This window comes from Streptomyces deccanensis (assembly GCF_022385335.1).
GTDB classification, from domain to species: Bacteria; Actinomycetota; Actinomycetes; order Streptomycetales; family Streptomycetaceae; genus Streptomyces; species Streptomyces deccanensis.
On the sequence record NZ_CP092431.1, the window covers coordinates 249015 to 262470 of the forward strand.

The following is a 13456-nucleotide window of genomic DNA, read 5'->3' on the forward strand; positions in this document are numbered from 1 at the left end:
CCCGGGCACAGCGCCGCGGGATTCCCCGACGGCCCCCGCCGTGCCCCACGCCGGCGACCGACGCAGCCCGCTTCACCTCAAGCCCCCATACGCGCCGTCCCGTCCCGGGCGGCACAGGGATACGCCTGACCGAAGCCGACTGCCGCGTTCGCGGAGCGACGCGGAACGCGGCAGCGCAGGCGCCACACCACGGGAGTACTCGACGATGAGTTCCACACCCGGTCGCGCGGTCCGCCGCGCCCTCACCGCGCTCGTGTCCGTCACCGCCCTGCTGGGCCTCGCGGCCTGCGGTGCCGACTCGACTCCGGCCGCCGGCAGCTCACAGGCGGCGGCACCCGACTCGCCCGGCCTGACGGCGGCCCGCGAGGCGCTGAAGAAGTTCTCCGAGCGGCCCACCACGATCCCCGTCACCGAGCCCGTCGGCAAGAAGATCCCCAAGGGCAAGGAGATCGACTTCATCCTGTGCGGCGTCCAGTCCTGCAAGGACCTCGCCGACTTCTTCACCGAGGCCGCCGAGGAACTCGGCTGGAAGGTGAAGCAGATCGCCACCCAGGGCACGCCGGAGTCCGTCCAGGCCGCCTACGAGCAGGCCCTGCGCGACAAGCCGGACGCCGTCGTCGCCTCCGGTTTCCCGCGCGCCGTCTACGCCAAACAGCTGGCACGACTGAAGGCCGCCGAGATCCCCGTCCTCCAGTCGAACGCCGACGACCTGCTCGGCGACGGCATCTCCCTGCTCAGCAACGGCCCGGACGACGTCGCCGTCCAGGGCGAGATGCTCGCCTCGTGGGTGGTGTCGGACAGCGGCGCCAAGGCGAACACCGTCTACTTCGATCTCCCGGCCTACACGATCCTCAAGCCCGTCAAGGACTCCTTCGCCACCAAGTACGAGAAGTGGTGCGACGGTTGCCCGCTGGACCAGGTCGACGTGCCGATCACCGCGGTGGGCAAGGACATGCCGGACCGTGTGGTGTCCTACCTGCGGTCGCACCCGAAGGTGACCCACGTCGTGTTCTCCCTCGGCCTGCTCAACGTGGGCGTTCCGGCCGCGCTGAAGACGGCCGGCCTCACCGGCAAGCACATCGTCGTCAACGTCGGTGACGCGCAGAACTACCAGTACATCCAGAGCGGTCTCACCGACGGCGCCATGGCGCTGAACTCGCACGAGACGGCATGGCTCCAGGTCGACGCGCTGGCCAGGCACTTCACCGGCCAGCCCATGGACGTGGACCAGCACGCGAAGCTGCCCAACATGCTCGTCACCAAGGACAACCTGCCCTCCGCCGACGGCGACTTCCCGATCGTCGAGGACTACCAGGCGCAGTTCAAGGCGCTGTGGGGCCTGAGTTGACCGGGCCGGTGCTCCGGGTGTCCGCCCTGTCGAAGAGATTCGGCGGCACCCAGGCCCTGGAGGACGTCGACCTGGAGGTCGCGCAGGGCGAGATCCACGCCCTGATCGGCCCCAACGGCTCCGGCAAGTCCACCCTCATCAAGATCCTCGCCGGATACCACCACGCGGAGCCGGGAGCGGTCGCCGAACTCGACGGCGAACCGTTCGACCTCGGCCAGGTCACCGCCTCCCGACACGACCGGCTCCGCTTCGTCCATCAGGAGCTGGGGCTGGTGGGCGAGTTGAGCGCCATCGACAACCTCGCGCTCAGCCGTGGCTTCGCCCGTACGGCCCTCGGCAACATCCGCTGGCCGGAGATGGAGCGGCGCACGACCGCACTGGTCGAACGGTTCGGCCTCGGCATCGACGTACGCCGGCCCCTGACGACGGCCACCCCCGTCCAGCGCGCGGTGGTGGCCATCGCCGCCGCGCTCCAGGGCTGGGAGGGCCGCCGCGGCGTCCTCGTGCTCGACGAACCCACCGCCGTGCTGCCGCCCGGTGAGGTGGCCCGGCTCTTCGACATCGTGCGGGAGGTCCGCGACGCCGGCGCCGGCGTGCTGTACGTCTCGCACCGGATGGACGAGATCTTCGCGCTCGCCGACCGGGTCACCGTGATCCGCGGCGGGCGCCGGATCGCCACGCGCCGGGTCGACGAACTCACCCCGCGCTCACTGGCGGAGCTGATGGCGGGCGAGGAGACGGAGACCGACCACCGCCCGGCTCCCCGGCCCGGCACCGGCGCGGCCGTACTGGAGGTCCGCGACCTGTGGGCGGGCCCCCTGCGCGGCATCGGCTTCGACCTCGCCGGGGGCGAACGCCTCGGCATCACCGGGCTGGTCGGCTCCGGCCACGAGATCGTGCCGTACGCGGTGTGCGGCGCCCACACCGGGCGGGTGAGCGGCAGGCTGCGGCTGCCGGAGCGCTCCGAACGCTGGACCGACGCGCGCCGCGCCGATGGGCTGGGCCTGCCCCTGGTCCCCGCCGACCGGACGGCCGAGGGGGTGATCGGTGACTTCTCGGTCGGCGAGAACCTCACCCTCCCGCTGCTGCGGCGGCTCCGCGCCCGGGGCGGGCGGCTGCACCGGCGCCGCGAGTCGGTCCTCGCCGAGGAGTGGATCGAGCGGGTCGGGGTGCGCACAGCGGGCCGCGGGGCCCGCATCACGACGCTGAGCGGCGGCAACCAGCAGAAGGTCGTCATGGCCCGCTGTCTGGCACAGCGCCCGCCGGTGCTGGCGCTGTGCGAACCCACGGCGGGCGTCGACATCGCCACCCGTCTACAGCTGTACGACCTGATAGAGCGTCAGGCGGGTGAGGGCATGGGCGTCATCGTCTCCTCCTCCGACACCCAGGACCTGCTCGCGCTGTGCACGCGAGTCCTGGTGGTGCGGGAGGGCCGGATCGTACGGGAACTCAGCGGCCGCTACATCACCGAACCCGCGCTGGTGCACGCCATGGAAGGGACCGAGTGACATGACATCCACCCCGACCCGGCCGGCGGCGCTCAGGCCGCCCGCGCCGCACCGGCACCCGGGGCTCGTCCCCGCCGCGCCGGTCCGGCGCGTGGCGGCCGCCCTGTCGTTCCGGAACATCGGCGCCGTGTACGTGTGGCTGGTCATCGCCGTGCTCTTCTCCGTCTGGGCACCGGAGACGTTCCCGACCGCCACCACGGTCAAGCAGGTGCTCAACGGCAACGCCGTGGCCGGGCTCGTGGCCCTCAGCGTCGTTGCGCCGCTGGCCGCCCGGGTCTTCGACCTCTCGGTCGCCTACACCATGTCGCTCACCAGCGTGCTGACCGCCTACTTCCTGGTCTCCGCCGGACTCGGCCCCTCCGCCGCGATCGCCCTGGCGATGACCGCCGCGCTGCTGATCGGGGTCGTCAACGGTGTCGTGGTCGTGGTGCTGCGCGTCGACTCGTTCATCGCCACCCTGGCGACCGGGGCGCTGATCCAGTCGCTGATCACCATGGTCACCAACGACAGCTCCATCACCGGCGTACAACTGCTGGCCGAGCCGTTCGCGAGCATCGCCCAGCTGGACGCGGGCGGCATCACGCTGCCGGTGCTGTATCTGCTGCTCGCCGCCGTGGCCATCTGGTTCCTGCTGGAACACACCGCCACCGGGCGCCGGTTGTACGCCACCGGCTTCAACGCCGACGCGGCCCGGCTGCAGGGAGTGCGCACCGACCGGCTGCGGTTCCTGACCCTGGTGACCTCCGCGCTGCTCTCCGGCGCGGCCGGAGTCGTCTTCGCGTCGTCGGTCGGATCGGGATCGCCGACCGCGGGCACCCCGTATCTGCTGTCGGCCTACGCGGCGGCCTTCGTCGGGGCGACGCAGTTGCGCGCCGGACGCTTCAACGCCTGGGGCACGGTGCTCGCGGTCCTGCTGCTCGGCACGGGCGTCACCGGCCTCGGACTCGCCACCAGCGCCCCCTGGGCCGCGAGCCTGTTCACCGGCTCGGTCCTCATCGTCGCGCTGGTCCTGACGGGTGGCCGGATCACCCTGCCGGCCGCCCTGCGGCGCCGGAGGGGGAACACCTCGGGTGTCACCCCTGACGCTCCCCCGGAGGGCGCCACCACGTCCGCCACGTCCACGTCCGCCACGAGTAAGGAGAACGGAGAATGATGAAGGCCGTGCAGTACCGGAAGGTGGGACAGGCCCCCGAGGTCGTCGAGGTCCCCGTGCCCGAACCCGGCCCCGGGCAGGTGCTGTTGAAGGTGACGGCGGCGGGGCTGTGCCACTCCGACCTCGCGGTCATGGGCTGGCCCGAGGAGCAGTTCCCGTACGCGCTGCCGATGACGCTCGGCCACGAGGGCGCCGGAACCGTCGCGGCGGTGGGCAGCGGGGTCGAGGGACTGGCGGAGGGCGACGCGGTGGCGGTGTACGGGCCGTGGGGCTGCGGTCGCTGCCGCAAGTGCGGGCAGGGCAAGGAGAATTGCTGTCCCCACGCCGCCGGGCTCGGCATCGCGCCGCCCGGGCTCGGCCGGCCCGGCGCACTGGCCGAGTACATGCTCGTGGACTCGCCCCGCCACCTGGTGCCGCTGAACGGGCTCGACCCGGTCCAGGCGGCACCGCTCACCGACGCCGGGCTGACGCCGTACCACGCGATCGCGAAGTCGCTGCCCAAGCTGGTGCCGGGCAGTACGGCGGTCGTGATCGGCGTCGGTGGGCTCGGCCATCTGGCCGTGCAGCTGCTGCGCGCGCTGACGCCGGCCCGGGTGGTCGCGCTCGACGTGAGCAAGGAGAAGCTGGAGCTGGCGACGACCGTCGGCGCGCATGAGGCACTGCTCTCCGACGACGCGGCGGCCGGACGGATCCGGGAGCTCACCGGCGGGGTGGGAGCGGAGGTGGTGCTGGACTTCGTGGGAGCGGAGGCCACGTTGGCCGTCGCCGCCGCGTCCGTGGCGGTGGAGGGCGATGTGACGATCGTCGGCCTCGGCGGGGGCACGCTGGCGGTCGGCTTCGGCGGCGGTCTGCCGTTCGAGGTGTCCGCGACGTTCCCCTACTGGGGCAGCCGCGTGGAGCTGATGGAGGTCGTCGAGCTGGCACGGCAGGGGCTCGTCTCCTCCCACGTGGAGACCTTCTCCCTGGAGGAGACGCCGACCGCGTACGAGCGCCTGCACGCGGGCGAGATCAACGGCCGCGCGGTGGTGCTGCCGCACGGCTGAGGGGCGGTCCGGTCCCGGCGCTCGGGACAACCGAGGGCCCGCGCGCCTGCGGACGACCGGCCCGCCGGGGCGAGATCACTCGTCCTCTCCACGGCCTTCGTCGCCCCGCACGTACGCTCCCGCGCGCGCCGCAGCCGCGGCGGCCTCGGCGGCCTGTTCGGCGGCGGCTTCGTCGAGGCGGTCGCCGCTGGTCAGGAGACGGTAGTAGAGGGGGGCGGAGACCGCGCGGATGACCTCGTGGGCGTCGGTGCCCTCGGGCACCTCGCCCCGGTCGACGGCCTGTTGAACGCAGGGTGCCCACTCATTGACGCGGATGTCGTAGAAGCGGTGCAGGGCCTCGGCTGTCTTCGCCTCGCAGGTGGCGGCGGCGATCACCGCCTTGAACAGCGCTCCTTGCCGCGGGTCGGCCAACGTGCGCTGCACGAGCCGGGCGTTGGCTGTGAGGTCACCGAGCAGGGAGCCGGTCTCGGTACGCGGCAGTGACTGCTCGGCCATGTCCAGCAGCAGATCGGCCACCAGGCCGGTGACCGTCCCCCATCGGCGGTAGACGGTGGTCCTGCCCACCTCCGCACGGCGGGCGACGTCAGCGAGGTCCAGGTGGGCGAAGCCATGCTCCGCCAAGGCGTCCCCGGCCGCACGCAGCACCGACGCCCGCACCCGCGCCGTGCGCCCTCCAGGACGGACGGTCCCCGGATCCGCACCCTCGTCAAACCCCATAACGGGACTCCAGTTTCGTTAATCTCTCGCGCCTGTTACGTTGAAGCCCACACTAACGGAACTTCAGGCCCATTAGTGTGATCGGGCGGCGAGAGAGGAACAGTCATGGAGTACAGGCGGCTGGGCGCATCCGGCCTCAAGGTCCCCGCACTGAGTTTCGGCGCCGGCACCTTCGGCGGCCGAGGACCGCTGTTCGGGGCCTGGGGCAACACCGACGCACAAGAAGCACGCCGTCTCGTGGACATCTGCCTCGACGCCGGGATCACGATGTTCGACACCGCCGACGTCTATTCCGGCGGGGCCTCCGAGGAGGTGCTCGGCGAAGCGATCAAAGGCCGCAGGGACCAGGCGATCGTGTCCACCAAGACCGGCTTGCCCATGGGCGAGGGCCCGGGCGATGCGGGTTCCTCCCGTTCCCGCCTGATCACCGCGTGCGAGGACGCCCTGCGCCGGCTCGGCACCGACTACATCGACCTCTTCCAGCTGCACGCGTTCGACGCCGGCACGCCGATCGAGGAAGTCCTGTCCACGCTCGACGATCTCGTCCGGGCGGGGAAGGTGCGCTACGTCGGCATCTCCAACTTCTCCGGCTGGCAGGCGATGAAGTCCCTCTCGATCGCGGAGAGACACGGCCACCCGCGTTATGTCGCGCATCAGGTCTACTACTCCCTCATCGGCCGCGACTACGAATGGGAGCTGATGCCCCTGGGGCTGGATCAGGGCCTCGGAGCCCTCGTCTGGAGCCCCCTCGGCTGGGGCCGGCTCACCGGCAAGGTCCGCCGGGGCCGGCCGCTGCCGGCCACCAGCCGACTGCACCACACCGCGGAGTACGGCCCGCCGGTCGAGGACGAACACCTCTACCGCGTGGTCGACGCCCTCGACGAGATCGCGCAGGAGACCGGCAGGAGCATTCCGCAGATCGCCCTCAACTGGCTGCTGCAGCGGCCGACCGTCTCCTCCGTCATCATCGGCGCCCGCGACGAGGACCAGCTTCGCCAGAACCTCGGCGCCGTCGGCTGGACGCTCACGCCCGACCAGATGGCGAAACTCGACACCGCGAGCGGCAGGACAGCGCCCTACCCGCACTTCCCTTACCAACGCCAGGAAGGCTTCGCCCGCCTCAACCCACCGGTTGTCGCGCCTCGGCCTGCCGCATGACATAGGACGATCAGCCGCCCACCGGGCTCTCCGCTCCCGCCACCACCCGCCCCACACAGCGCCGCAGCACCGTCATGAACTGCGGGGTCTGCCACGGTCCACGGTCCACCCGCCCGGTGTCCGCCACGCCGAGGTCCTGTATGTCGTGGCGGCCCCGGCAGTGGCCGAGGGTGAAGTAGCAGACCTCGCCGAGACCGTGCCGCTTGAGATACAGCACCGGCCGAGGCGCGTCGTCCAGGGCCGCCGTGTCGCCCTCGGCGAAGCCCCGGCACGGCCCCGTGTACTCGGCGTGCAGCAGCACCTCCAACTCGCCGTGCAGCTCGCACACGTACAGTTCGTCGCTGACGGTGAACGGTTCGATGCCGGCGACCAACGGATGGCCGGGCCGGGTCACCCGCACCTCGTAGGGCTCGATCGGCGGATGGGCGAGGAACTGGCTGCCGAGCACGGCCGCCAGTTCGCCGAGGAGCCGGGGGGTGGTGAAGACCCGGGGTCCGCCGTTGGCGGGCGGGTCGATCACCGCGTTGGTGCCGTGCAGGGCGAGCCAGCGCCCGCCCCGTTCGACGAACCGTGCCAGCGCCTTCCGCTCGGCCGGGCGGGGCCGGACGTCACAGGTGTAGGTCACCAGCAGATCGGCCGCCTCCAGCGCGGCGGCGCAGTCGTAGTCCTGGAAGACCGTCGTACGCACCTGCGGATGCTCACCGAGCAGCTCCAGCAACCGCAGCCGCGCGTAGTCGAAGTCGTGCCACCTGCCGCCGCACACCAGTACGGCGTCCAGCCGGCCGGCCGGGCCCGCCACGGCTCAGTACTGGACGCGGGTCAGCAGCCCGCCGTCCACCACGAGGTTGACGCCGACGCAGAAGGAGCCGGTCCGGCCGAGCAAGAACGCCACGGCGGCGGCCACGTCCTCCGCCGTGCCGTAGCGGCCGATCGGCAGCTTGGCGAGGACCTCCTCGTACACCTCCGGTCGGCTGGTGCGGATGGTCTCCCAGGCGCCGCCGGGGAAGTCGATCGGGCCGGGCGAGACGGTGTTGACGCGGATGCCCTTCGGCGCGAGGGCGTGCGCGAGGGCCGAGGCGTGCTGGACGACGGCGGCCTTCAGCGCGGAGTAGGAGTTGGCGCCGGCGGGCCGGGCGGTGTCGGAGGCGTTGGTGGTGCCGATGGCGACGACGGCGGCTCGGTCGGAGGCCTCCAGGTGCGGCAGGGCCGCCTCGACCAGTCCCGCGAACGGGATCAGGTCGCCGCGCAGGCTCGCCTCCCACGAGTCCGGGCCCTTGACGTTGCCCGCCGACACGTTGGACACCAGCAGGTCCAGGCCGCCCAGCTCAAGGGCCGCCCGCTCCACGAAGCCCGCGAGCGCGGCCGGGTCGGTGACGTCGACCGGTTCGGCGAACACCGTCGCTCCCTCGCCGCGCAGTTCGGCCGCGGCCTTGGCGAGCGCCTCCTCGCCCCGGGCGCACAGCGCCAGCGTGCAGCCCTCGGCCGCCAGGGTGCCGGCGATCGCCCGGCCGATGCCCCGGCTCGCGCCGGTCACCAGCGCCTTCGCGCCTGTCAGTCCCAGATCCATCGATGTCACTCCTTCGTGATTGTCGCGACGGGCCGAGGCCCAGGGGGGTGGTCCCTCAGTTGCCGGGGAGTTGCGAGAACGGCACCCGGTCCACGCGTGGTTCCGGCGGAAGCCTCAGTACGCGTTCGCCGATCAGGTTGCGCTGGATCTGGTCGGTGCCTCCGGCGAGCCGGTAGCCGGGGGCGCCGAGCAGGTGCTCGGTCCAGGCGAACGTGCCCGGCTCTCCGGTGTCGGCGCTGATCCGGGCGCCCATGAGTTCGGCGGCGACCTGCCCGGTGCGGGTGAGCAGGTCGGAGGCCATCAGCTTGGTCAGCGACGCCTCGGGGCCGGGCCGGCCGCCGGAGGCGCTCGCGCGGGCGACGCGGTCCACGGTGGCGGCGCGCAGTTCGGTGCGGACGTACAGGTCGGCGAGGCGCTGGCGGACCAGTGGGTCGTCGGTGCGGCCGAGCGAGCGGGCGAGGGCGAGAACGTCGGTGAAGGTGCCGCCCTTGCGACGGTTGCCGCTGCCGGAGGCGGTCCGTTCGAAGCCGAGGGTGGCGGTGGCGACCTCCCAGCCCTGCCCCGGCTGCCCGATGCGGAGCCGGTCCGGGACGCGGACCCCGCTGAGGAAGACCTCGTTGAAGGAGGCGCCGCCGCTCATCTGCCGGATGGGGCGCACCTCCACGCCGGGGGCGTCCATCGGGACCAGGAAGGCGGTGATGCCCGCCTGTTTGACGACCTCGGGATCGGTGCGGGCGAGCAGCAGGCCGTACTCGGCGAACTGCGCCCCGGAGGTCCACACCTTCTGTCCGTCGATCACCCACTCCTCGCCCTCCCGCCGGGCGCGGGTACGCAGCGCGGCGAGGTCGGAGCCGGCGCCGGGCTCGCTGAAGAGCTGGCAGGCGAGCAGGTCCGTACGCAGGAACGCGCGTGCGTGGTCCTGGCGTTGCTCGGGAGTCCCGAACAGGGAGACGGCCATCGCGACCAGGCGCACCGTGACGCTGATCAGTTCGGTGGACGGCGGTACGTCGAAGGCCGACTCCTCCTCGGCGAAAGCCGCGGCGTGGGCGGCGGTCAGACCGGCGCCGCCCTTGTCACGAGGAAGGGTCAGGGCCTGGTAGCCGGCGTCGAAGCGGGCGCGCTGGTAGGCGCGGCAGCGCTCCAGCAGCAGGCGCTCCTCGTCCTCGGGAAGGTTGTGGAACACCGCGAGGCCGGCGGCGTCGCCGGTGCTCCGTTGCGGTCGCGCCGGCTCGAGGACAGTGGTCAGCCACTGTCGGACCTCTGTGCGCCATGTGTCCGGATCGGGCTGGGACATGGCTCCTCCTTGAGACGGCACTTACCAGACGGAAGTTGCAGTAACGGCGACCGGAAGGCATCCGAATCATCTGCTTGAGCACGTATGAACGCGTTCGGCTCGCCTCAGAGTGTTCCGCACTTTCTTGATAAACGCTACAGTCTCGGCATCGCCTCTCCCCTGAACGTGGGAGAGGGCCGAGGAGCCGCCGGAGGAGCCATGTCGCTGCTGCCATTCGACCGTCGCGCCCGGGAGACCCCGGACGAAGCCGCCCTGGTGGACGACTGGGAAGTGCTGTCCTGGTCCGGTCTCGCCGACCAGGTGGAGCGGGTCGCGGCGCGGCTGCTGGAGATCGCCCCCGGCCCGCACGACCGGGTCGTCGTCCTGGGCGACAACGCCATCCCGACCGTCGTGGCCCATCTGGCCGGACTGCGCGCCGGAGTGGGGACCGTGGCCACGTCCCGGCATCTGACCCCGGGTGAGCTGGTGGACCAGATCATCGACGCGGGGGCGACCGGCATCATCGCCGGCCCCGCCGGGGCGGGTGCCGCCCTGGACGCGGCCAGGGAACTGGGTCTGCCGCTGGTGCTGCACGGGACCACGGCGATCGGGCACGCCTTCGACTGGGACCTGTGGCTGGCGGCCACGCCCCCCGGACGGACCCTTCCGGAGGGCCGGCCCGCCCGGCCGCCCCTCGTCTACACCTCGGGCACCACCGGCCGGGCGCGCGGCACCGAGGTGCGCTGGGTGAGCGGCCCGGTCGCCGACAGCGCCGCGTATCTGGCCGCGATCGCCGTCCGGCCCGGGTTCCCGCCGGGGCCGCACCTCGTGTGCGGCCCGCTGCAGCACAACGCGGCGCTGACGTCGCTGCGACACCTCGCGGCCGGCCAACAGGTGGTCGTCCTCGGCAGATACGACCCGGCGATCTTCCTGAGCCGTGTCGCGAAGTGGCGGGTCACCTCCACCGTCATGGTGCCCACCCACTTTCAACGGCTGCTCGCCCTGCCGGACGAGGTACGCGCCCGGTACGACGTCTCCAGCCTCACGCAGGTCTCCCACACGGGCTCCGCGTGTCCGCCGGACGTCAAGCGGGCCATGATCGAGTGGTTCGGTCCGGTGCTGACCGAGTCCTATGGCGCCAGTGAGGCGGGCACCGTGGCCCGCATCAGCAGCACCGAGTGGCTGGAACACCCCGGCTCGGTGGGGCGCGCCCAGCCCCCGTTCGAGGTGCTCGTCACCGACGACGACGGACGGCCGCTGCCACCCGGCGAGCGTGGGCTCCTCGCGTTCCGCGCCCCCGAGGACCGGGGCGTGCGCTACCACGCGGACCCGGAGAAGACGAAGTCCGCCTACCTCTCCCCCGGCGTCTTCACCCTCGGCGACATCGGCTACGTCGACGCGGACGGCTACATCTTCATCACCGACCGGGCCGCCGACGTCGTGGTCTCCGGCGGGGTCAACCTGTACCCGGCGGAGAGTGAGGAGGTGCTGCGGCAGCACCCGGCGGTCGCGGAGGTGGCGGTCATCGGGGTGCCCGACGCGGACTTCGGCGAGTCGCTGCGGGCGCTGGTCGTGGCGGGCGCCGAGGAGCCGTCGGCCGAGGACCTGGACCGGTTCTGCCGCGAGCGACTGGCCGCCTACAAGTGCCCGAAGGCGTACGAGTTCGTTCCGGAGCTGCTGCGCAACGCGATGGGCAAGCTCGACAAACGCGCGATGCGCCGCCCCTACTGGCACTCCGAGCGAACCATCGCGGGCTGAGCCGGACCGACGACCGTTCCTTACCCTCACCGGCCTCCGCCGACCTTTCCCACGAAGGACCATCCATGACCGAACTCCTCCTCATCCGGCACGGCCTCCCCCTGGCGGGCGTGTACGACCCGGGGCTGTCGCCGGAGGGCACCGTCCAGGCGGAGCGCCTCGCGGCCTGGCTCGGGACCGAGGACATCGACGCCCTGTACACCAGCCCGTTCCGGCGGGCCCGCGAGACGGTGGCGCCCCTGGAACGGCTCACCGGCATGACCGCGACCGTGCTGGACGACCTGCGCGAGTGGGACACGGACGTCTCGCACCCCTACACCCCGCCGGAGCAGATCGGCGCGGACGATCCCCGGGCGGCGGCCCTCGCCGAGGGGCGGTACGAGGACTTCGTGCCCGATCTGGACTGGGACGCCTTCCGCGCGCGTGCCGTACGGGCCATGGACACCATCCTCGACGCCCATCCCGGCGGGCGGGTCGCGGCCGTGTGCCACGGCGGCATCACCAACACCTACTTGGCGACGGTGCTCGGCCTGCCCAGGATGTTCTGGTTCCACCCCGGCTACACCTCGATCTGCCGGGTACGGCGGCTGCCGGGCGGCCGGATCGTCCCGCACTCGGTGAACGAGACGGCCCACATGATCGCCGAGCGCGCCGTCGACGCGGTCGCCTGACCCGCCCCTGCCCCGCCCCAGGCCCGATCGCCCCACTCCTTCAGGAGGTCCCCGGCATGCCCGGATCCGTCATCGTCTCCGGCGCCAGAACACCCATCGGCAGACTGATGGGTGCCCTGAGCACCGTGTCAGCCGTCGACCTCGGCGCCCACGCAATCCGCGCGGCACTGGCCGCCGCGCGCCTGGACCCGGGTGCGGTGGAGGCCGTCGTCCTCGGTCATGTCGTCCAGGCGGGGGCCGGCCCCAATACGGCACGGCAGGCCGCGATCCGCGCCGGAGTCCCGTTCTCCGTGCCCGCGAGCACCGTCAACAAGCTCTGTCCGTCGGGTCTGCACGCCATCGCCCTGGCCGACCTCATGATCGCCTCGGGCCGTCACGAGGTGGTCGTCGCGGGCGGCATGGAGTCCATGTCGGGCGCGCCGCACCTGCTGCGCGGAGCACGTACCGGATGGAAGTACGGCGCGACCGCCGTCGAGGACGCCCTCGACCGCGACGCCCTCGTGTGCGCCTTCGACGGTGTCTCCATGGGCGCGGCGACCGAGCGGTACCAGCAGCCGTTCGCCCTGACCCGCGAGGAGCAGGACGAGTACAGCGCGCTCTCCCACCAACGGGCCGCCCGCGCCCGGGAGTCCGGCGCGCTGGGCGAGGAGATCGCCCCGTTCACGGTGACGGGACGGCGCGGCGAGACGGTGGTGGACACCGACGAGGGCGTACGGCCGGACAGCACGGCCGAGAGCCTCGGCCGTCTGAAGCCGGCGTTCTCCCCTGGGGGCACCGTCACCGCGGGCAACTCCTCCCAGCTCTCCGACGGCGCCGCGGCGGTCGTCGTGATGAGCGCGGAACGCGCCCGGCGGGAGGGCCTCACCCCGCTCGCCGAGATCGGCGCCTACGGCACGGTCGCCGGCCCCGACCCCTCCCTGCTGGTCCAGCCGGCCGGCGCGGTGCTCGACGCCCTGTCCCGGGACGGCCGGCTGAAGGCCGCCGACCTGGATCTGTTCGAGATCAACGAGGCGTTCGCCGGAGTGGCCCTCGCCTCCGTACGCGAGCTGGAGATCCCCTTGGAGAAGGTGAACGTCAACGGCGGTGCCATCGCGCTCGGCCACCCGGTCGGCATGACGGGCGCCCGCCTCGTGCTGACCCTCGCGGCGGAGCTGCGGCGACGCGGCGGCGGCACCGGGGCGGCGGCCCTGTGCGGGGGCGGCGGCCAGGGCGACGCGCTGCTGCTGCACGTGCCGGCACAGGCCTGAACCCCGGAAGTGG

At 72.4% G+C, this 13456-nt stretch carries 12 protein-coding genes; 8 read left to right on the top strand and 4 right to left on the bottom strand.

Going from position 1 to position 13456, the window contains the following annotated elements; all coding sequences use genetic code 11:
- Positions 1 to 205 precede the first annotated feature (205 nt).
- From L3078_RS01225 to L3078_RS01240, 4 genes are read left to right on the top strand one after another with little or no spacing between them, the layout of a single operon-like run.
- The gene (locus tag L3078_RS01225; protein WP_239750044.1) at positions 206 to 1348 is read left to right on the top strand and encodes a sugar ABC transporter substrate-binding protein; all 1143 of its coding nucleotides are present in this window, start codon (positions 206 to 208) and stop codon (positions 1346 to 1348) included.
- On the top strand, positions 1345 to 2856 hold the full coding sequence (locus L3078_RS01230) for a sugar ABC transporter ATP-binding protein (RefSeq protein ID WP_239750045.1): 1512 nt from the start codon (positions 1345 to 1347) through the stop codon (positions 2854 to 2856). The genes L3078_RS01225 and L3078_RS01230 overlap by 4 nt, the downstream gene beginning before the upstream one ends.
- 1 nt (position 2857) lies before the next feature.
- Positions 2858 to 4009: an ABC transporter permease gene (locus L3078_RS01235; RefSeq protein WP_239750046.1), complete on the top strand. Its 1152-nt coding sequence runs from the start codon at positions 2858 to 2860 to the stop codon at positions 4007 to 4009.
- Complete coding sequence (locus tag L3078_RS01240; RefSeq protein ID WP_239760159.1) at positions 4009 to 5052, top strand: NAD(P)-dependent alcohol dehydrogenase; 1044 nt, start codon at positions 4009 to 4011, stop codon at positions 5050 to 5052. The genes L3078_RS01235 and L3078_RS01240 overlap by 1 nt, the downstream gene beginning before the upstream one ends.
- A 75-nt stretch (positions 5053 to 5127) precedes the next feature.
- Here L3078_RS01240 and L3078_RS01245 read toward each other — a convergent pair whose 3' ends face one another.
- A complete protein-coding gene (locus L3078_RS01245; RefSeq protein WP_239750047.1) occupies positions 5128 to 5769 on the bottom strand; it encodes a TetR/AcrR family transcriptional regulator in 642 nt (213 codons plus the stop codon).
- Positions 5770 to 5874: 105 nt separating this feature from the next.
- Between L3078_RS01245 and L3078_RS01250 the strand changes: the two genes are divergently transcribed.
- Positions 5875 to 6927: an aldo/keto reductase gene (locus L3078_RS01250; RefSeq protein WP_239750049.1), complete on the top strand. Its 1053-nt coding sequence runs from the start codon at positions 5875 to 5877 to the stop codon at positions 6925 to 6927.
- 10 nt (positions 6928 to 6937) lie between these two features.
- Here L3078_RS01250 and L3078_RS01255 read toward each other — a convergent pair whose 3' ends face one another.
- From L3078_RS01255 to L3078_RS01265, 3 genes are read right to left on the bottom strand one after another with little or no spacing between them, the layout of a single operon-like run.
- Positions 6938 to 7726, bottom strand: coding sequence for a ThuA domain-containing protein (locus L3078_RS01255; RefSeq protein WP_239750051.1), 789 nt, complete (start codon positions 7724 to 7726; stop codon positions 6938 to 6940).
- A gap of 3 nt (positions 7727 to 7729) precedes the next feature.
- Positions 7730 to 8494, bottom strand: coding sequence for an SDR family NAD(P)-dependent oxidoreductase (locus L3078_RS01260; RefSeq protein ID WP_239750052.1), 765 nt, complete (start codon positions 8492 to 8494; stop codon positions 7730 to 7732).
- 55 nt (positions 8495 to 8549) lie between these two features.
- On the bottom strand, positions 8550 to 9788 hold the full coding sequence (locus L3078_RS01265) for an acyl-CoA dehydrogenase family protein (protein WP_239750053.1): 1239 nt from the start codon (positions 9786 to 9788) through the stop codon (positions 8550 to 8552).
- Between the two features lie 198 nt (positions 9789 to 9986).
- Between L3078_RS01265 and L3078_RS01270 the strand changes: the two genes are divergently transcribed.
- The 3 genes from L3078_RS01270 to L3078_RS01280 all read left to right on the top strand — a co-directional run bounded on the left by L3078_RS01270 (position 9987) and on the right by L3078_RS01280 (position 13443).
- The gene (locus L3078_RS01270; RefSeq protein WP_239750054.1) at positions 9987 to 11525 is read left to right on the top strand and encodes an AMP-binding protein; all 1539 of its coding nucleotides are present in this window, start codon (positions 9987 to 9989) and stop codon (positions 11523 to 11525) included.
- Between the two features lie 65 nt (positions 11526 to 11590).
- Positions 11591 to 12196 (top strand): histidine phosphatase family protein, encoded by a 606-nt coding sequence (locus tag L3078_RS01275; RefSeq protein WP_239750055.1) that lies wholly within the window; start codon positions 11591 to 11593, stop codon positions 12194 to 12196.
- 56 nt (positions 12197 to 12252) lie between these two features.
- Positions 12253 to 13443, top strand: coding sequence for an acetyl-CoA C-acyltransferase (locus L3078_RS01280; RefSeq protein WP_239750056.1), 1191 nt, complete (start codon positions 12253 to 12255; stop codon positions 13441 to 13443).
- The last annotated feature ends 13 nt before the right edge of the window (positions 13444 to 13456 follow it).